Here is an 18895-nt window from a genome sequence, read left to right on the forward strand (position 1 = left end):
CACTGTGCGAGACTAGCGGCCACGGCACTGGCCCGTGTTGACCTATATCAAGACAGGACGTACCGGTTGACGTAACCTCGTTGCCCATCACCCCACCACCAAAGGAGAACTCCCATGACCTATAAGCGCATCCTCATCGCCACCGACGGCTCGGCGCTGTCCAAGAAAGCCGTGGCCAGCGGCATCGAACTCGCGGCGCTGTCCGGCGCGTCGATCGTCGCGCTCAAGGTCGTGCCGCGCTATCCCCAGGCGTACTTCGAAGGCGCGGTGATGGTCGGCCCGCAGGAGATCAAGCGCGTCGAGAAGCAATGGACCGACGCGGCGCAGACCGTGCTCGACGAGGTGGAGGAGGCCGCCGCCGCCGCGGGCGTGAAGGCCAAGACCGTGACCACGAAGTCCGACTTCATCGCCGAGGCCATCATCGCCGCGGCCAAGAAGAGCAAGTGCGACCTGATCGTGATGGCCTCGCATGGCCGCAAGGGCATCAAGCGCCTGCTGCTGGGCAGCGAGACGCAGCATGTGCTGACGCATTCGCACGTGCCGGTGCTGGTGCTGCGCTGAGCCCCGGGGGGCGCTCCTGCAATCGCGGCCGCGCCCCGCCCGCACCCACCATGATGGACGCCCTGCTCTTCTTTCCCCTGGCCGTGATGATTGCGCTGACGCCGGGGCCCAACAACTTCTGCGCGCTCAACCACGGCATCCGCCACGGCGTGCGCGCCGCGCTCGTGGGCACCTGCGGGCGCGTGGCGGCGTTCGCCATCTTCCTGGCCATCTCGGCCATCGGGCTGGGCGCCATGCTGCTGGCCTCGGAGGCCGCGTTCACCGCGGTCAAGTGGGCCGGCGCGGCCTACCTGTTCTACCTGGGCGCGCGGGCCTGGCGCAGCACGGACTTCGGCGGCGCGCCGCTGGCCGGCGACGAGGCCGCCACGACGGCCGCGGGCGCGCCGCAGCCGCCCGGCGCATCCCTGCGGCAACTGGTGCGGCAGGAGTTCCTGCTGGGCATCAGCAACCCCAAGGCCATCATCCTGTTCGCGGCCATCTTCCCGCAGTTCATCGACCCCGCGAAGCCCGCGCTGCGCCAGTTCGCCGTGCTCGGCGCCACCTACCTGCTGGCGGAGTTCGTGTCCTCGCTGGCCTACGCCACGGGCGGGCGGCAGATCCGCCGCGTGATCCGCTCCTCCAAGGGCGTGGCGCGGCTCAACAAGGCCACCGGGGGCTTCTTCATCGGGGCCGGCGGGCTGCTGATGGCGGCGCACCGCTGAGGGGCAGCCTCCCGGCCGCCGCCGGGCTTGCCGCCGCGGCCCGGCAATGGGCGGCAATAACAATATACTCCCCACCCATCACTCTGCCAGCGCAGAAGAACAGGGCGAAGAAGGCATATACTCCCAGGGAGTATCGAAAAACAGAGGCATGCAGAGCGCCTCGGCAGACCGCGAACCCCCTCCCCCAGCCTCAAAACCTGGCGGGGCGTTTCTCCAGGAAGGCGGCGATGCCCTCGCGGTGCTCGGCATCGCCGGCATAGCCATAGGCCGTGGCCAGCAGCGCGGACCAGGCGGGCGCCTGCCCGCCCTGCACCTGCGCCAGCGCGCGCAGCGTCTGCTTGGTGCGGCGCGCGGCCTGCGGGGCCAGGGCGGCGATGCGGCGCGCCGCGGCCAGCGCCTCGCCCCGCGCATCGGCCTGCGGCAGCACGTGGTTGAGAAAGCCGCGCGCCCGCAGCGTGGAGGCGTCGAGCACGGCGGCCTGCAGCAGCAGCTCGCGCGTGGTCAGCTCGCCCGCCGCGCGCGCCACCAGCGCCAGCTCGCGCGGCGCCATGGCGAAACCGAGTTTGGCGATGGGTGCGCCGAAGCGCGCGTCGGCGGCGGCCAGCCGGACGTCGCAGCAACTGGCGATCTCCACGCCCGCGCCCATGCACGCGCCTTCGATGCAGGCCACGATGGGCACGTCGCAGTCGAGCATGGCCTGCAGCCCGCCCCAGACGTCGTCCTCGTGAAAGCCGCGCAGCGCCGCCTCGTCGAAGCGGAAGCCGGGGTACTCGGAAATGTCGCCGCCCGCGCAGAACGCGCCGCCCTGCCCCGAAACCAGCACGCAGCGCGCGTCCGCACTGCACTGGATGCTCTCGAAAACAGAGCGCAGTTGGCGCCACATGGCACGCGTCATGGCGTTCAGGCGCCCCGGGTGGGCCAGCACCACTTCCACCACGCCGGGCGCCGGGCCGGCGCCGCCGCAGTCGTACAGCACCGCACCGCTCACCGAAGCACCTTCGCCAAGGCTGCGGTACGCGCTTGTTCGGGGCGACGCGGCGCGGCGCTCATCGCGCTGCCTGCCGCCGCGCCCACAGCCACAGCGCGATGCCGGCCACGATCATCGGCACGCACAGCCACTGGCCCATGCTCATGCCCAGCGGCAGCAGGCCCAGGAAGCTGTCGGGCTCGCGGAAGAACTCCGCGACGAAGCGCAGCACCCCATAGCCCAACAAAAACGCCGCCGCCACCTGGCCGCGTGCGTGTTCGCGCCGCGCGTAGAGCCACAGCAGCACGAACAGCAGCAGGCCTTCGAGCAGGAACTGGTACACCTGCGACGGATGGCGCGGCAGCATCGAGCCGCTTTGCGGGAACACCATGCCCCACGGCAGGTCCGGGCTGGCGAAGCGGCCCCACAGCTCGCCGTTGATGAAGTTGCCCACGCGCCCCGCGGCCAGACCCGTGGGCACGCAGGGCGCCACGAAGTCGGCCACCTGCAGCCAGGGCCGGCGGCGCGAACGGGCGAACCAGACCATGGCGGCGATCACGCCCAGCAGCCCGCCGTGGAAGCTCATGCCGCCCTGCCAGATGGCGAACACCTCCAGCGGGTGCGTGAGGTAGAAGCCCGGCTTGTAGAACAGGCAGTAGCCCAGCCGCCCGCCGGCCACCACGCCGGCCACGCCGAAGAACAGGAGGTCTTCCACGTCCTTGCGCGTCCAGGCCTGCGGGCCGGCCATGGCGGCGAAGGGCGGGTGCCGCAGCCGGCGCATGCCCAGAAATATGAATAGCGCGAAGGCCGCCAGGTAGGTCAGCCCGTACCAGTGGATGGCCAGAGGCCCGAGACGCAGCGCGATCGGGTCGATGTGGGGATACATGAGCATGGGGCGTATTCTGCCTGTCTAGAATGCCGCCTTGGTCCCTTCAACCGCCATGCCCCTCGCCCCGTCTTTGCGCCCCTTCGCCGCCGTGCTGGCGCTACTGCTGGGGGGTTGCAACGCGGATACGGCCAGCCAGGCCGCGGATGCCGACGCGGCCCGCATCGCGGCGCTGCACCAGGCCATCCGGGAGCGCCTGGGCACGGCGGGCAGCGGCGCCGTCTTCCGCAACGACCAACTCCGGCTGGGCCGCGCGCTCTGCGGCCAGGTGGCGCCGGGCGCGGGGCCGTACATCCGCTACATCGTGGAAGGCGGCCAGTTCAGCGACGTGGAAGGCCAGGGCCTGCGCGCCCTGCCCGGCGGTCTGGAGACATGGAGCCAGGCCGAGCAGGCGCAGCGCAGCGCCGATGCCGCCCTGCGCGCGCAGGGCGCGGCGGAAGCGCTGGTACAGAAGCGGGTGTACCTGGCGGACTTCAAGAACCGCTGGGAGCTGTACTGCGGCGGCGCGATGTAGAACGCGACGCGCCATCTCAGGAAAACCATCTCAGGAAAAATCTTCCCGCTCGCGCCCGATTCACGGGGGCCCTGCGCTATTCAACCTGGAAACGGCAGTTGGATGCGCCCGCCGGTGCCGTGATCGGGGTGCCAGGCAAGGCTGAGCGCTGCGGCTCCAACAGCACCTGCGTGCTGTTGGACAGCGCGAAGAAGGCCTGTCTCCGACAGGCCTGCGCCCTGCAAGGGCGACGACGCGGCGGGCTATTGCCCGCCAGGAGGAGCAACGCCGCATGGCGCGCCGAGCGCGGTGCTGGCAGGTGCATAGCGGTCAACTGCCCTGCCGTTTCCAGGTTCATATGCCGAGCATATCAATAGTGCATCGAAAATGGATTGGAGCCAATCAGTCGGGCGGCGCATACTCGGCAGCTCTCTTTTTCCCCACGAGACAAAACGCATGGACACCAAGACCATCCAGATCAACCGCCGCAGCCGCAACATCACCGAAGGCAAGTCGCGCGCCCCCAACCGTTCGATGTTCTACGCCCTCGGCTACGAGGAAAACGATTTCAAGAAGCCCATGGTGGGCGTGGCCAACGGCCACAGCACCATCACGCCCTGCAACTCGGGCCTGCAGAGGCTGGCCGACGCGGCGGTGGCCGGCATCGAGGAGGCCGGCGGCAACGCGCAGATATTCGGCACGCCCACCATTTCCGACGGCATGGCCATGGGCACCGAGGGCATGAAGTACAGCCTGGTGAGCCGCGAGGTGATCGCCGACTGCATCGAGACCTGCGTGCAGGGCCAGTGGATGGACGGCGTGCTGGTGGTGGGCGGCTGCGACAAGAACATGCCCGGCGGCATGATGGGCATGCTGCGCGCCAACGTGCCGGCCATCTACGTGTACGGCGGCACCATCCTGCCGGGCCACTACAAGGGGCAGGACCTGAACATCGTCAGCGTGTTCGAGGCCGTGGGCCAGAACGCCGCGGGCAAGCTGAGCGACCACGACCTGCACGAGATCGAGCAGCGCGCCATTCCCGGCACGGGCTCGTGCGGCGGCATGTACACGGCCAACACCATGTCCTCGGCCTTCGAGGCGCTGGGCCTGAGCCTGCCCTACTCCAGCACCATGGCCAACCCGCACGACGAGAAGCAGAACTCGGCCAGGGAGTCGGCCAAGGTGCTGATCGAGGCCATCCGCCAGAACATCCGCCCGCGCGACATCGTGACGAAGAAGAGCATCGAGAACGCCGTGGCCGTCATCATGGCCACGGGCGGCTCCACCAACGCGGTGCTGCACTTCCTGGCCATCGCCCACGCGGCGGGCGTGGAGTGGAGCATCGACGACTTCGAGCGCGTGCGCCAGAAGACGCCGGTGCTGTGCGACCTGAAGCCCAGCGGCAGGTACCTGGCCGTGGACCTGCACCGCGCGGGCGGCATTCCGCAGGTGATGAAGGTGCTGCTCAACGCCGGCCTGCTGCACGGCGACTGCCTGACGATCACCGGCAAGACCGTGGCCGAGACGCTGGCCGACGTGCCCGACCAGCCGCGCGCCGACCAGGACGTGATCCGCCCGATCGGCGACCCGATGTATGCCCACGGCCATCTGGCGATCCTCAAGGGCAACCTGAGCCCGGAGGGTGCGGTGGCCAAGATCACGGGCCTGAAGAACCCGGTCATCACCGGCCCGGCGCGCGTGTTCGACGACGAGCAGTCGGCGCTCAAGGCCATTCTGGACGGAAAAATCGTGGCCGGCGACGTGATGGTGCTGCGCTACCTGGGCCCCAAGGGCGGCCCCGGCATGCCCGAGATGCTGGCGCCCACGGGCGCGCTGATCGGCGCCGGCCTGGGCGAGAGCGTGGGCCTGATCACCGATGGCCGCTTCTCGGGCGGCACCTGGGGCATGGTGGTGGGCCACGTGGCGCCCGAGGCCCATGCGGGCGGCACCATCGCCTTCGTGCAGGAGGGCGACTCGATCACCATCGACGCGCACGCGCTCAAGCTCGAACTCAACGTGCCCGAGGCCGAAATCGCCCGGCGCCGCGCGGGCTGGCAGGCCCCGGCCCCGCGCTACACGCGCGGCGTGCTGGCCAAGTTCGCCTTCAACGCCGCCAGCGCCAGCAAGGGCGCGGTGCTCGACGATTTCTGACCGGCGTTCACCAAGCTCCCACCATGCAAAAAAGCCCTGGCGCGCCGCGCGCGCCAGGGCTTTTTTTGCGGAGCCGCCGGTGCCTGGTCAGCGCGGCTTGCGCGGGCGGATGCCCATGGCTTCCTTGTGCTTTGCGATGCGGTCCTTCTTGCGCTGCTCTATTCTCTCGACGGCGCGGCGCTTGGTGTAGCCCGTGCTGTCGGCCCAGGCCCACCAGAGCGCGGCGACCGCGAACGGCGACAGCACCCACCACCAGTCCCAGGTGGCCACGGGGCCGATTTCGAGGTACTTCAACAGCAGCAGCAGAACGCCCAACCCGAGTGCATACATGGTTTCATCTCCATCGCCGCGGCCCTTGCCGCCGGCAGGTACAGAAGGACAGAGGGGGCCTGCCCGCTCATTACAATGGCCGTGAGCGAATGTACTCCAAGCCCCGCAAAAGGAAAGAAACGATGAAACGTACCGCCGCCCTTCTTCCGCTGACCGCACTCATCGCATGCGCGCCGGCGCTGGCGGACCAGGCGCTGGCCACCAGCAAGAACTGCATGGCCTGCCATGCGGTGGACAAGAAGCTCGTGGGCCCGGCCTACAAGGACGTGGCCGCCAAGTACGCGGGCCAGAAGGATGCGGCGGACAAGCTCGCCACCAAGATCCTCAAGGGCGGCTCAGGCGTGTGGGGGCCGGTGCCCATGCCCGCGAACACGCAGGTCACCGAGGCCGAGGCCAGGAAGCTCGCGGCCTGGGTGCTGTCGATCAAATAAAACCTCCCCGGTTGGCCGGCCTCGCTGCGCGGCCTGCGGTGCCGTCCGGTTTCAGGCGCTACGGCGCAGGCGGTCGTCGAGTTCGCCCACGTAGGCCGCCGTGGCGTTGTCGGACTGCTCGATGCGCGCGGCCAGGGTGTGCTCCAGGCCGTCGATGCGCTCCAGCAGCGCAGCGCGCAGCGCGGCCTCCGACTGCGCCGCGCTCTGGTTCTGCAGCTCGATGAAGCTGCGCAGCTCGGTGAAGCGCGAGGCTTCGGCGCGGTCGGCCAGTTCGCGCTGCGCCTGCATCTCCTTGGCATGCCGGCGCGTCTCCAGCAGCACCGTGCCCTGCAGCGCCAGCACGTAGGCGACGAACAGCACGCCCAGCAGCACTGTCAGGCCGAGCATGACGAGGCCCAGCGGTGCATCCACCACCGCGATGCCCAGCGAAATGGGCATGGGCGTCGCCAGCGCGCCCCAGTTCAGCGTGGCCAGCGCGGCGGTGGCCAAGACGATCAGGGCGAGAACGATGGTGCGGGCGCGCATGGGGACTCCTTTGGATGGGCAGAGGGCATTTTTACCCCAATGCCCCGCCGCCACCGGAAGAAAGGTGGATTTTCCGCGCCCGTCCTACATCAGTTGGTCTGCCCCAACTGATCGAGGATCGCCGGGTTTTCCAGCGTGCTCGTGTCCTGGGTGATCTGCTCGCCGCGGGCGATGCTGCGCAGCAGCCGGCGCATGATCTTGCCGCTGCGCGTCTTGGGCAGGTTGTCGCCGAAGCGGATGTCCTTGGGCTTGGCAATGGGGCCGATCTCCTTGGCGACCCAGTTGCGCAATTCGTTGGCGATCTGGCGGGCCTCCTCGCCCGTGGGCCGGGCGCGCTTGAGCACCACGAAGGCGCAGATGGCCTCGCCGGTCAGGTCGTCGGGGCGGCCCACCACGGCAGCCTCGGCCACGAGGTCGGTCTTGGCGACCAGCGCCGACTCGATCTCCATCGTGCCCATGCGGTGGCCCGAAACGTTGAGCACGTCGTCGATGCGGCCCGTGATGCGGAAGTAGCCCCGGTCCACCCCGGAACCGGCGGGCCCGCCGGCGGAACGCACCGCGCCGTCGCCGGCCAGGTAGATCGTGCCGCCCATCTCCTCGGGGAAGTAGCTCTTGACGAAGCGGTCCGGGTCGCCCCAGATGGTGCGGATCATCGACGGCCAGGGCCGCTTGATGACCAGCATGCCGCCCGCGCCGTCGGGAATGTCGTGGCCCGTCTCGTCCACGATGGCGGCCATGATGCCCGGCAGCGGCAGCGTGCACGAGCCCGGCACCAGCGGCGTGGCGCCCGGCAGCGGCGTGATGACGTGGCCACCCGTCTCGGTCTGCCAGAAGGTATCGACGATGGGGCAGCGTTCGCCGCCGACGTGCGTGTAGTACCACATCCACGCTTCGGGGTTGATGGGCTCGCCCACGCTGCCGAGGATACGCAGGCTCGACAGATTCCAGTTGCGCGGATGCACCGCAGCGTCCGAATCGGCGGCCTTGATGAGCGAGCGGATGGCCGTGGGCGCGGTGTAGAACACGCTGACCTGGTGCCGCTCGATCATCTGCCAGAAGCGCCCGGCGTTCGGGTAGGTGGGCACGCCCTCGAAGATGACCTGCGTGGCCCCGGCCGCCAGCGGCCCGTAGGCCACGTAGGTGTGGCCGGTGATCCAGCCGATGTCGGCGGTGCACCAGAACACGTCGCCGGGCCGGATGTCGAATGTCCAATCCATGGTCAGCTTGGCCCACAGCAGGTAGCCGCCGGTGCTGTGCTGCACGCCCTTGGGGCGTCCGGTGGAGCCGCTGGTGTAGAGGATGAACAGCGGGTGCTCGGCGCCCACGGGCTCGGGCGCGCACTCGGTGCTGCGGTCCTGCAGCGCTTCGACGAAGGTCTGATCGCGGCCCGCCACGCGGTTCCATGCGCTGGCCGTGCGCTCGTGGACCAGCACGGTCTTCACGCTCTCGCAGCCGCCGAGCGCGATGCCTTCGTCCACGATGGCCTTGAGCGGCAGCTCCTTGCCGCCGCGCATCTGGTAGCTGGCGGTGATGACGGCCACCGCGCCGGCATCGACGATGCGCTCCTGCAGCGCCTTGGCCGAGAAGCCCCCGAACACCACGCTGTGCGTGGCGCCGATGCGCGCGCAGGCCTGCATGGCCACTACGCCCTCGACGCCCATGGGCATGTAGATGACGACGCGGTCGCCTTTGCGGATACCGCGGGCCTTGAGCGCGTTGGCGAACTGCGATACGCGCGCGAGCAGTTCCCGGTAGGTGACGCGGGTGACGGCGCCATCGTCGGCCTCGAAGACGATGGCGGTCTTGTGCTCGACCGGCGTGCCGATGTGCCGGTCCAGGCAGTTGGCCGACGCGTTGAGCACGCCGTCGTCGAACCACTTGTAGAACGGCGCGCTGGATTCGTCGAGGGTGCGGGTGAAGGGCTCGATCCAGCGCACGTTGTCGCGCGCCAGGCGGGCCCAGAAGCCCTCGTAGTCGCGCGCGGCCTCGGCGCACAGCGCCTCGTAGGCCGGCATGCCGGCAATGCGCGCGGCCGCGACGGTGGCGGCGCTGGGCGGGAATACGCGATTCTCGACGAGTACGGATTCGATCGCGGATGAGGGCGCGTTCATGGCTGTGTCTCCTTGTCAAACGTCTGTGCGGTAGCCGCCCGTAATGTCGGGCGCCGCACTTACAGGCCACTGACTGGCGGCCATCTTACGAAGTCATGGAATCCACTTGATTTGTGCCGCCAAGCATCGAACACTGCACTAGCAGTGCTCGATGCTTGGCGGCACTAGAATTGCCGCCTTGTCTCCAGCCCCGCATCCATACCGCAATGCCTTCCAACCCGCAAACGCCCCGCACCTCCCCGCTGCGCCCGCTGCCCGCCATCATCTTCGCGAGCCGCTGGCTCCAGTTGCCGCTGTACCTGGGGCTGATCGTGGCGCAGGCCGTGTACGTGGTGCACTTCCTGGTGGAACTCACGCATCTGGTGCAAGCGGCCTTCGGCAGCCAGTATGCGCTCGACGCGCTGATCGCCAGCATCGGCTACCGGCCCGAGGCGCCCGTCACCTCGCTCAACGAGACGGTCATCATGCTCGTGGTGCTGGCGCTGATCGACGTGGTGATGATCTCCAACCTGCTCATCATGGTGATCGTGGGCGGCTACGAAACCTTCGTGAGCCGCCTCGACCTCCAGGGCCACCCCGACCAGCCCGAGTGGCTGAGCCACGTGAACGCCTCGGTGCTGAAGGTGAAGCTGGGCCTGTCGATCATCGGCATCAGCTCCATCCACCTGCTCAAGACCTTCATCAACGCCGACAACTACACCGACCGCGTGCTGATCGCGCAGACCGCGATCCACATCGCGTTCCTGCTCTCGGCCATGGCCATCGCCTTCACCGAAAAGCTGATGACCAGCGCCGACAGGGAGCGCCACTGAGCCGGCGGTTTTTTGCCTTCGGGCCGCCCCAAGGCAAAAAGCGGCCCCTTGGGGGGCAGCGAGCCGCGCAGCGGTGGAGCGTGGGGGCATTTCTTGAGAAAAATCGGCCTCCAGCGCAATCAAATCAAGCGGCGGCAGCTATCAATACGATAGCTGCCGCGGCGCGCTTCAGCGCCCCACCATGTTGCCGGGCACGACCCACTGGTCGAACTGCTCGCCGCTCACGTAGCCCGACGCCACCGCCGCCTCGCGCAGGCTGGTGCCTTCCTTGTGCGCCTTCTTGGCGATGTAGGCCGCCTTGTCGTAGCCGATGTGGGTGTTGAGCGCGGTCACCAGCATCAGCGAGCGCTCCACCAGTTCCGTGATGCGCGCGCGGTTGGGCTCGATGCCCACGGCGCAGTGGTCGCGAAAGCTCTTCATGCCGTCGGCCAGCAGGCGCACGCTTTGCAGGAAGTTGTGCGCCACCATGGGCCGGAACACGTTGAGCTCGAAGTTGCCCGATGCGCCGCCGAAGTTGATGGCCACGTCGTTGCCGAACACCTGCGCGGCCAGCATCGTCACCGCCTCGCTCTGCGTCGGGTTGACCTTGCCGGGCATGATGGACGAGCCAGGTTCGTTCTCGGGGATGGTCAGCTCGCCGATGCCGCTGCGCGGGCCGCTGGCGAGCCAGCGCACGTCGTTGGCGATCTTCATCATGCTGGCCGCGAGCGTCTTGAGCGCGCCGTGCGCATGCACCAGGCCATCCACGCTCGCCAGCGCCTCGAACTTGTTGGGCGCGGTGACGAAGGGCAGCCTGGTCAGCCGCGCCAGCTCTGCCGCCACGGCCTCGGCGTAGCCCTTGGGCGCGTTCAGGCCCGTGCCCACGGCGGTGCCGCCCAGCGCCAGCTCGCACAGGTGGCCGAGCGCGGCGCGCAGGTGCTTTTCGCCATGGTCGAGCTGCGCGACCCAGCCCGAGAATTCCTGCCCCAGCGTGAGCGGCGTGGCGTCCTGCAGGTGGGTGCGGCCGATCTTCACGATATCGTCGAAGTCGTGCGCCTTCTGTGCCAGCGTGGCGCGCAGGTCGGCCAGCGCGGGCAGCAGGCGGTGCGTGATGGCGTCCACCGCCGCCACGTGCATGGCGGTGGGGAACACGTCGTTGCTGGACTGGCTGCGGTTCACGTCGTCGTTGGGGTGCACCAGGCGGGCCTCGCCGCGCTGGCCGCCCAGCAGTTCGCTGGCGCGGTTGGCCAGCACCTCGTTGACGTTCATGTTGGTCTGCGTGCCCGAGCCGGTCTGCCAGACCACGAGCGGGAACTCGCCCGCGTGCTGGCCGGCGATCACCTCGTCGGCGGCGGCGATGATGGCCTGGGTCTTCTTCTCGTCCTGCAGGCCCAGCGCGTGGTTGACGTGGGCCGACGCGCGCTTGACCTGCGCCAGCGCCCGGATGATCTCGCGCGGCTGGCGCTCGCCCGAGATGTCGAAGTTTTGCAGGGAACGCTGCGTCTGCGCGCCCCAGAGTTTGTCGGCGGGCACCTCGATGGGGCCGAAGGTGTCGCGTTCGATGCGTGTGGTCATGGTGAAGGATGGAAGTTGCACGAACTGTCAGAATAAAGGGGTCCGATGCCGGCACCGCACCCATAGCATACCCATCGATGAAAGCAATTTTCATCCAAGGGACACGCGGGGAGGATCGCCGCATGCGCCGGGCATGCACGACAGCACCACAACGACACACCCCACGCAACACCATGACCACGAGCATCCGCCAGGACGACCTGATCGAGTCCATCGCCGCCGCGCTGCAGTACATCAGCTACTACCACCCCGGCGACTACATCGCCCACCTCGCGCGCGCCTATGAGCGCGAGCAAAGCCCGGCGGCCAAGGACGCCATCGCGCAGATCCTCACCAACAGCAAGATGAGCGCCACCGGCCACCGCCCGATCTGCCAGGACACGGGCATCGTCAACGTCTTCCTGAAGGTGGGCATGGACGTGCGCTTCGAGGGCTTCACCGGCAGCCTGGACGACGCCATCAACGAAGGCGTGCGCCGCGGCTACAACCACCCCGACAACACGCTGCGCGCCTCGGTCGTGGCCGACCCGCAGTTCGCGCGCAAGAACACGAAGGACAACACGCCCGCGGTCATCGTCACCGAGATCGTGCCGGGCGGCAGGCTCGACATCACCGTCGCGGCCAAGGGCGGCGGCAGCGAGAACAAGAGCAAGATGGTGATGCTCAACCCCAGCGACAGCGTGGTGGACTGGGTGCTCAAGACCGTGCCCACCATGGGCGCGGGCTGGTGCCCGCCGGGCATGCTGGGCATCGGCATCGGCGGCACGGCCGAGAAAGCCGTACTGCTGGCCAAGCAGAGCCTGATGGAAGACCTCGACATGTACGCGCTGCAGGCCAAGGCAGCCAGGGGCGACAAGCTCACCCAGGTCGAGGAGCTGCGCCTGGAGCTCTACGAGAAGGTCAACGCCCTGGGCATCGGCGCGCAAGGGCTGGGCGGCCTGACCACCGTGCTGGACGTGAAGATCGCCATGTACCCCACGCATGCAGCGAGCAAGCCGGTGGCCATGATCCCCAACTGCGCCGCCACGCGCCACGCGCATTTCGTGATGGACGGCTCCGGCCCCGTGTACCTGGAAGCGCCCTCGCTCGACCTCTGGCCCAAGGTGGACTGGGCCCCCGACACGCAAAAGAGCCGCCGCGTCAACCTCGATGCACTGACCAAGGAAGAAGTGGCGAGCTGGAAGCCCGGCGACACGCTGCTGCTCAACGGCAAGATGCTCACGGGCCGCGATGCCGCGCACCAGCGCATCGAGGACATGCTCGCCCGTGGCGAGAAGCTGCCGGTAGCCTTCACCAACCGCGTGATCTACTACGTGGGCCCCGTGGACCCGGTGAAGGGCGAGGCCGTGGGCCCCGCCGGCCCGACCACCGCCACGCGCATGGACAAGTTCACCGACATGATGCTGGAGCAGACCGGCCTGATCGCCATGGTCGGCAAGGCCGAGCGCGGCCCCGTGGCCATCGAGTCGATCAAGAACCACAAGTCGGCCTACCTGATGGCCGTGGGCGGCGCGGCGTATCTGGTGAGCAAGGCGATCAAGCACGCCAAGGTGGTGGGCTTCGCCGACCTGGGCATGGAGGCGATCTACGAATTCGACGTGGTGGACATGCCCGTGACCGTGGCGGTCGATGCCGGCGGCACCAGCGCCCACGTGACCGGCCCCGCCGAATGGCAGAAGAAGATCGCCAGCGGCGCCTACAAGACCATCGAGCTGACGGCGGCCTGACCACGGACCCGACGACAGTGCCGGCGCAGGACGCAACCGATGCCTGCGCGCCCATCGGCGTGTTCGACAGCGGCATCGGCGGCCTCTCGGTGCTGCGCGCGCTGCGCGCCGAGCTGCCGCACGAGGACTTCGTGTACCTGGCCGACAGCGGCCACGCGCCTTACGGCGAGCGCGGCGATGCCTACGTCACGGCGCGCAGCCAGGCCATCGCCGGCTTTCTGCACGCGCGCCATGGCATCAAGGCGCTCGTCGTGGCCTGCAACACCGCCACGGCGGCGGCCATCCACCTGCTGCGCGAACGCCTGCCGGGGCTGCCCATCGTGGGCGTGGAGCCGGCCATCAAGCCCGCCGTGGCCGCATCGCGCACGGGCCGCGTCGGCGTCATCGCCACGCGCGGCACCTTGGGCAGCGCCAAGTTCCAGCAACTGCTGCGCAGCCAGGAGCCCCAGGCCCGCTTCACCCTGCAGCCCTGCGACGGCCTGGCGCTGGCGATAGAACGCAGCGCACACCCCGGCAGCGCCGAAAACGCTACTGAAATAAGAGCACTCTGCGCCCGCTACATAAGCGCCATGGGTCCATTTGGCATGCAAGCCGAGGCCATGGACACGCTGGTCCTCGGCTGCACGCACTACGTCTTTGCGCAGGCCCCTCTGCGGCAGTTGCTGCCCGCCGGCGTGGCGCTGATCGATACCGGCGCGCCCGTGGCGCGCCACACGCGCCGCCTGCTGGGCACCGCGCTCAACCCGCAAGCCGGCGACGGCGCCACGCTGTGGCTGAGCACCGGCGAAGCGGCGGAACTACGCCATGCCGCGAAACATCTGCTGGGGCTGGCGGATGCACCCGCCGCGCACGTGGCGCCGAGCTGAAAAAAGAACAGTACTTACGCAAGCAAGGATGCGGTAGGGGAGTATGCGTCTCTACCGCCCGGTTTTACTGCGCTGGCAGGCAGATTGTGGGGGAGTATAGGAACCGGCCCCGCAATCCACGCGGCACGGGCGCGCAACCGGCTTCGCCCCCGCCGCATCGACACCTTCTGAAACGGATAGTGTCTAATGGTCACGGCTTACGCAAAACGGTTTCAGGCGCGACGCCCGCCCTTTGGAGGCAACGGCTGGTGCATCCTTGTTTGCGTAAGTCCTAATGGTAATTTCGCCCACCGAGGGACTGCGCACCGGCCCCCATCCACAGGAGTTCTGTTTCCATGCGTCTTTCCGCCCCCATCCTCTCCACCCTCCGCGCCTCCCGGCCCACTGGCCCGGCCCTTCCCCTCGCACCCCGCGGCCGGCGCCGCCCGCTGCCGTGCGCCATGGCGGCGGCGGTGTTGCTGTGCACCCTGGCCGGCGCGGGCAGCGCCTGGGCGGGCGGGGGGGGGGGCGGCGGCGGCGATTATGGGGCCTTCAACGCCATCGGGGCCGGCGGCGGCGGATACGGCGGCGGCGACGGCGGCAGCAGCTTCGGTGCCCTAGGCGGAGCCGGCGGCGCCACCAGCGGCGGCGGCGGCGGCGCCTTCTTGAGCGTGGGCGTGGGCGTCACCGCCGGCGCCGCCGGCTACAGCTCAGGCAACGGCGGCGGCGGCGGCATCGGCGGCCTCACATATGGCAACGACCCCGGCGGCGGCGGCGGCGCCCTCGGGGGCGGTGCCGGCGGCACCAGCCTTATAGATGGCGGCGGCGGCGGGGGCGGCGATGGCACGATCATCTTGAACCAACCCAGCGCGACCACCTATGCGGCCACGCTTGCCGGCGGCGCGGGCGGCAGCGGCAACCCCTTCTTCGGCTACGGCGGCGGCGGCGGCGGCGGCGCGGGCGTGGTGGTGCGCGGGGTCACCACCGGCACCATCACCCTCGGCGGCCCCGTATCCGGCGGCGATGGCGCCACCATCGCCCCTAACAGCGGCGGCGGCGGCGGTGGCGGCAGCGGCCTGTACGTGACCGGGGACGGCGCCACCATCAGTTCGTCGAGCAGTTTCACGGGCGGCAATGGCGGCGGCAGCAACGCTGGCGGTGGCGGTGGCGGCGGCGACGGCATCCGGGTGGAAGGCAACGGCAATTCCATCAGCGTCGGCGGCGCCACCATCGCGCGCGGCGCCCGCAGCCTCACCGGCACCCCCCTCGGCGCCTGGGGCGCCGCCGTGCGCTTCACCGGCAGCGGCAACACGCTGGACCTGACCGGCACCACGGTCACGGGCGACCTGCTGCTGACGGGCGCGGGCAGCAGCACACTCAAGGGCACGGGCTCGGTGACGGGCAACCTGACGCTCAGCGGCGGCACGCTGGCGCCCGGCCATTCGGTGGGCACCATCAGCGTGGCGGGCGACGTGGACCTTTCCGGCACCGCCTACGACGCCGAGATCGATGCCGGCACGGGCACCGCCGACCTGCTGGCCGCAACGGGCACGGCCACGCTGGTGGGCACGACGTTCAACATCGTCGCCAACCTGTCGGGCACGCCCACGGTGGGGCAGCAGTTCACGCTGCTGACGGCGGCGGGCGGCATCCTCGGCGGCGGCTACTCGCTCGGCACCCTGACCCTGCCCGCGGGGGTGACGGCGGACCTGGCGTCGAGCACCGCGACGGCGGTGATCCTCACCATCACCGGCGCGCCGCCCCCGCCCGGCGCCGGCGCGACCCCCGTGCCCACGCTGTCGCAATGGGCGCTGGCGCTGCTGGCCGCGCTGCTGGGCGCGGCGGGCTGGGGCCTGCGGCGGCGCGGCGAGGTGCGGAGATAGGGGAGTATGCGGCCTAACCGCCCGGTTTTACTGCGCTGGCATGCCGATGGTGGGGGAGTATAGGCGCCAGCCCCATCATCCACGCGGCACGGGCGCGCAACCGGCTGCGCACCGCCGGCAAGCCGCCGCCCTTTGGCGCGCAGCCCCTTGCCGCGTAAGTCTTAGCGTGAAAGTCAATGCAAATGCCGCGGACGGCGGCCGCCGCCGTGGCCGCCGCCATTGCCCGCGCCGCGCGGCGGCTTGCCGATTTCCAGCGAATTGACCAGCGCGTCGAAGCGCTGGGTGAAGAGCTTGTCGATCTCCGCCACCACGCCGCCGAGTTCGGCGCCGTCGAAGTGGCGCTCCATCATGTTCACCACGTCCTGCACCAGCAGGTCGCGCTGCACCTGCATGATGGCGGCAGGGTTGGGGCCGACGAAGAGCATGAGGAAGTCGTCGCGCGAGTCGGCGTCGTCGGGCTCCTCGTCCTCGTCGAAATCGGTATCGTAGAAGGTCACCTCGATCGCGGCGCCCTGCTCTGCCAGCTCATTGAGGCTCATGCACATCTCGTCGAGCGACTGGCGGAAATCCTCGTCGCCGCGCACGGTCCAGCACAGGTGCAGCAGATGCTCCTTGGCATCGAACTCGATGCCGGGCTCTTCCTCGTACATGCTGGCCGCGCCATCGGCGAGCGAGCGCGCGCCCGCGTACTTCCACAGCGGCCCGAGCGCGTCCTGCAGACGGTCGAAGTCGGCCTCCGGGCGCAGCGGCACGTCGCCGTGGACATGGATTTCGAAAGGAGCGTTGTAATGCGACATGGTCAAATCATAAAGGTGCCGTGGTGCCCCGAGCCGTCGTGAACCCGCGCCAATACTGGCTTGCTCGCTCAACGTGGGGGCTAATTGAGGGCCAAGTTTCGGCAGCCGGCCTCTCCTGGCGCCCTCGGAATCTTCTATTTTCGCACGCCAAGAACAGAAGAGGCCCGCCGAAGTGGGCGCTCCTGCCATTGCAGGAGCAGTTCCGTTCGATGCGCCAGCACCAATGTGTTCACACACCCCGGCGCGCGATCATCGCGGCGGCAGCGACCGTCTTGCCAAAAGCCGTCGGGGCGCACAGCACGCCGGTGTCGTGATGCAGCATTGCGGCAACTGCGGCCTCCTGGCGGGTGGTTGCCGCCCGAAAAAACGGCTTTCTGGATTAGATAGCACTCCTGCGGGTTGCTGGGGTCTTGCGGGTGTTTCCCACAGAGAGATCGGTTCAGCCTGGGCCAGGTAAGTCCCGCAGAAAGCATCATCTAAAGCAAACTTTAATTTGAGTAGCAACATTGAAAGTGGGCTTTCATACCGCCAACAGGCCTGACTCTACCGCCTCGGGTTCACTCGATAGCCCGCACGCCACGGCATTGGGGATACGAGCTACAGCCCCAGAAAGCCTTGCCTGCGTTTGCGCCCTGTTTGGCCACGCGCTTGACCATCGCGCCGCCACATCGCGGGCAAGCCGGCTCAGCCACTGCCGAAGGCTCACTAGCTGGCACGCTGGTGGCGCCGAGCTTTTTTGATGCCTGCACAGCGTCGATCATCTTCTTCAGCGCCGGGCCGTCGATCAACTCGATGTTGCGCCCCTGGACAAATGAGCGTGCGTCGGCGGTGAAAACACCGGACGTAACCACAAAGCCCCCAGCCGCCCCCTGCGCTGCCATCACCCCATAGAGCTCACGCACAACGTTGACCGACACCTTGTACGCTTTCCACTGTTTGCACTGGACCAGGAATGTTTCACCGCCTCGAGTCAGTTGCAGGTCAATTCCGCCGTCAGCACCGCCACCACCGGTTTCGATGACCGTATAGCCACGCAGCCGGAAGGCCTCACCCGCAACCAGTTCAAAGTCGCGCCAACTCATCGAACGCAGGGCCGCATCATCAGCGCTGGCCGCTACCTCGGCCGCCAAACCCTGGCGCTTGCGTCGACCAATGGCAGAGGCCACCGCGCCAGCCAGTAGTAACAGCGGCACGAGGTACTGCCCCCATGTGGCGAGTGCCTTGACCAACTGCCCGACGATCATCTCGCCCATCTGTCCTGGCGCAACGTTGGCAGCCACCTCACCGACCGCAAAGCGGTGCAAAACTGCGTAGGTCACGATCGCCAGCACCACGCCAACCCACCAGGGCAGCACAGCAGCCAGACTGAAAACATCTTCCGCCAATCCGCCTTTGCTTCTCCTTGCCATACATACCGCCCTGCTAATGAACTACTTCGCCCGCCACTGGGCCAGCAGGCGAGCCTGCAGCGACTTGCGTTCCGGGTTCGACTGGCTACGACGAGCAGCAATGCGTTCTGCCAATGCCTGCTGGCGACGCAGATCGAACCAATGTTTTCCGTCCTTGGCCATGTCCCAAGTGCTCGACACGTCTTGGCGATGCACGGGCAATGGATCGTCGCCCGGACCGAGGGACGCGAATTGATCGCGCTCACGCAACCGCCAGCGCTTGTGCCACAGCCGCTTGTCACCGCCTTCCGTGCGCGGTGGTGTGACCATATATTGGCGTCTTGCGACGACTGCGACTCACAGTGAGCCCCTGCCAACCTTCAAGGCAGTTCGATATGGGCTGGGTATCGGGGTTGGCGAGATACTCAGACGGGCTCATCATTCTGTCCGCTGGGAACGCCACCGGATGCGCTTTGCTTCAGTAGCCGATCAAAATCGCTCTCGAACAGCCTGTCCTGCACGATGCGGTAATCAGGAATTCGACACCAGAAGCGCGAGAACACCTCACCGATGACGATCCTGGCGCTCTCGATCTGACCTTTTTTGCTTGAATTCATCATCCCCCTGATTACTTGGCATCTGTCTGCAACGGATCGACTCGCTTCGCCTCGCCTCGCCTCGCCGATCTCAGGTTGCTCCAGGCTCATACCCAATACTGTTTAGTTAGATTAAT

19 protein-coding genes are annotated in these 18895 nt (G+C 68.2%); 9 read left to right on the plus strand and 10 right to left on the minus strand.

From position 1 onward, the window contains the following. Nucleotides 1-114: 114 nt before the first annotated feature. Nucleotides 115-561, plus strand: coding sequence for a universal stress protein (locus tag PY257_RS09110; RefSeq protein ID WP_275741049.1), 447 nt, complete (start codon nucleotides 115-117; stop codon nucleotides 559-561). A gap of 53 nt (nucleotides 562-614) precedes the next feature. After that, nucleotides 615-1262: a LysE family translocator gene (locus tag PY257_RS09115; protein WP_275741079.1), complete on the plus strand. Its 648-nt coding sequence runs from the start codon at nucleotides 615-617 to the stop codon at nucleotides 1260-1262. A gap of 190 nt (nucleotides 1263-1452) precedes the next feature. Here PY257_RS09115 and PY257_RS09120 read toward each other — a convergent pair whose 3' ends face one another. Both PY257_RS09120 and lgt read right to left on the minus strand, forming a co-directional pair. Then, nucleotides 1453-2250 (minus strand): enoyl-CoA hydratase/isomerase family protein, encoded by a 798-nt coding sequence (locus PY257_RS09120; protein WP_275741050.1) that lies wholly within the window; start codon nucleotides 2248-2250, stop codon nucleotides 1453-1455. Nucleotides 2251-2308: 58 nt separating this feature from the next. Further along, complete coding sequence (gene lgt / locus PY257_RS09125) at nucleotides 2309-3121, minus strand: prolipoprotein diacylglyceryl transferase (RefSeq protein ID WP_275741051.1); 813 nt, start codon at nucleotides 3119-3121, stop codon at nucleotides 2309-2311. Between the two features lie 49 nt (nucleotides 3122-3170). On the opposite strand from lgt, the gene PY257_RS09130 reads away from it, so the two are divergent. Together PY257_RS09130 and ilvD are read left to right on the plus strand one after the other, a co-directional pair. Continuing rightward, nucleotides 3171-3629 (plus strand): hypothetical protein, encoded by a 459-nt coding sequence (locus PY257_RS09130; RefSeq protein ID WP_275741052.1) that lies wholly within the window; start codon nucleotides 3171-3173, stop codon nucleotides 3627-3629. Nucleotides 3630-4064: 435 nt separating this feature from the next. Beyond that, a complete protein-coding gene (ilvD, locus tag PY257_RS09135) occupies nucleotides 4065-5759 on the plus strand; it encodes a dihydroxy-acid dehydratase (protein ID WP_275741053.1) in 1695 nt (564 codons plus the stop codon). A gap of 87 nt (nucleotides 5760-5846) precedes the next feature. Here ilvD and PY257_RS09140 read toward each other — a convergent pair whose 3' ends face one another. Continuing rightward, entirely contained in the window at nucleotides 5847-6089 is a 243-nt protein-coding gene (locus tag PY257_RS09140; protein ID WP_275741054.1) for a TIGR04438 family Trp-rich protein, read from the minus strand. Between the two features lie 122 nt (nucleotides 6090-6211). On the opposite strand from PY257_RS09140, the gene PY257_RS09145 reads away from it, so the two are divergent. Beyond that, nucleotides 6212-6520 carry a c-type cytochrome gene (locus PY257_RS09145; RefSeq protein WP_275741055.1) on the plus strand — a complete coding sequence of 103 codons (309 nt, stop codon included), beginning with the start codon at nucleotides 6212-6214 and terminating at the stop codon, nucleotides 6518-6520. 51 nt (nucleotides 6521-6571) lie between these two features. On the opposite strand, the gene PY257_RS09150 is transcribed toward PY257_RS09145, so the two are convergent. Further along, nucleotides 6572-7045, minus strand: a complete 474-nt coding sequence (locus tag PY257_RS09150) for a LapA family protein (protein WP_275741056.1) — start codon at nucleotides 7043-7045, stop codon at nucleotides 6572-6574. A gap of 89 nt (nucleotides 7046-7134) precedes the next feature. Beyond that, nucleotides 7135-9156, minus strand: coding sequence for an acetate--CoA ligase (gene acs / locus PY257_RS09155; protein WP_275741057.1), 2022 nt, complete (start codon nucleotides 9154-9156; stop codon nucleotides 7135-7137). Between the two features lie 206 nt (nucleotides 9157-9362). On the opposite strand from acs, the gene PY257_RS09160 reads away from it, so the two are divergent. Then, nucleotides 9363-9968 carry a TIGR00645 family protein gene (locus PY257_RS09160; RefSeq protein WP_275741058.1) on the plus strand — a complete coding sequence of 202 codons (606 nt, stop codon included), beginning with the start codon at nucleotides 9363-9365 and terminating at the stop codon, nucleotides 9966-9968. Between the two features lie 168 nt (nucleotides 9969-10136). Here PY257_RS09160 and fumC read toward each other — a convergent pair whose 3' ends face one another. Further along, nucleotides 10137-11522 (minus strand): class II fumarate hydratase, encoded by a 1386-nt coding sequence (gene fumC / locus PY257_RS09165; RefSeq protein WP_275741059.1) that lies wholly within the window; start codon nucleotides 11520-11522, stop codon nucleotides 10137-10139. A gap of 173 nt (nucleotides 11523-11695) precedes the next feature. Here fumC and PY257_RS09170 point away from each other — a divergent pair, with 173 nt between their 5' ends. From PY257_RS09170 to PY257_RS09180, 3 genes are all read left to right on the plus strand, one after another. Further along, on the plus strand, nucleotides 11696-13249 hold the full coding sequence (locus PY257_RS09170) for a fumarate hydratase (protein ID WP_275741060.1): 1554 nt from the start codon (nucleotides 11696-11698) through the stop codon (nucleotides 13247-13249). Then, nucleotides 13192-14115 carry a glutamate racemase gene (gene murI / locus PY257_RS09175; protein WP_275741061.1) on the plus strand — a complete coding sequence of 308 codons (924 nt, stop codon included), beginning with the start codon at nucleotides 13192-13194 and terminating at the stop codon, nucleotides 14113-14115. The genes PY257_RS09170 and murI overlap by 58 nt, the downstream gene beginning before the upstream one ends. A 335-nt stretch (nucleotides 14116-14450) precedes the next feature. After that, complete coding sequence (locus PY257_RS09180) at nucleotides 14451-15977, plus strand: IPTL-CTERM sorting domain-containing protein (RefSeq protein ID WP_275741062.1); 1527 nt, start codon at nucleotides 14451-14453, stop codon at nucleotides 15975-15977. A gap of 173 nt (nucleotides 15978-16150) precedes the next feature. On the opposite strand, the gene PY257_RS09185 is transcribed toward PY257_RS09180, so the two are convergent. The 4 genes from PY257_RS09185 to PY257_RS09200 form a co-directional block, all read right to left on the minus strand. Further along, the gene (locus PY257_RS09185) at nucleotides 16151-16774 is read right to left on the minus strand and encodes a DUF6806 family protein (protein ID WP_275741063.1); all 624 of its coding nucleotides are present in this window, start codon (nucleotides 16772-16774) and stop codon (nucleotides 16151-16153) included. Nucleotides 16775-17331: 557 nt separating this feature from the next. Further along, the gene (locus PY257_RS09190) at nucleotides 17332-18183 is read right to left on the minus strand and encodes a restriction endonuclease (protein ID WP_275741064.1); all 852 of its coding nucleotides are present in this window, start codon (nucleotides 18181-18183) and stop codon (nucleotides 17332-17334) included. A gap of 21 nt (nucleotides 18184-18204) precedes the next feature. After that, nucleotides 18205-18492, minus strand: coding sequence for a hypothetical protein (locus PY257_RS09195; protein ID WP_275741065.1), 288 nt, complete (start codon nucleotides 18490-18492; stop codon nucleotides 18205-18207). 95 nt (nucleotides 18493-18587) lie between these two features. Continuing rightward, on the minus strand, nucleotides 18588-18869 hold the full coding sequence (locus tag PY257_RS09200; protein WP_275741066.1) for a hypothetical protein: 282 nt from the start codon (nucleotides 18867-18869) through the stop codon (nucleotides 18588-18590). Nucleotides 18870-18895 lie beyond the last annotated feature (26 nt).

This window comes from Curvibacter soli, assembly GCF_029211125.1.
GTDB lineage: Bacteria > Pseudomonadota > Gammaproteobacteria > Burkholderiales > Burkholderiaceae_C > Curvibacter_A > Curvibacter_A soli.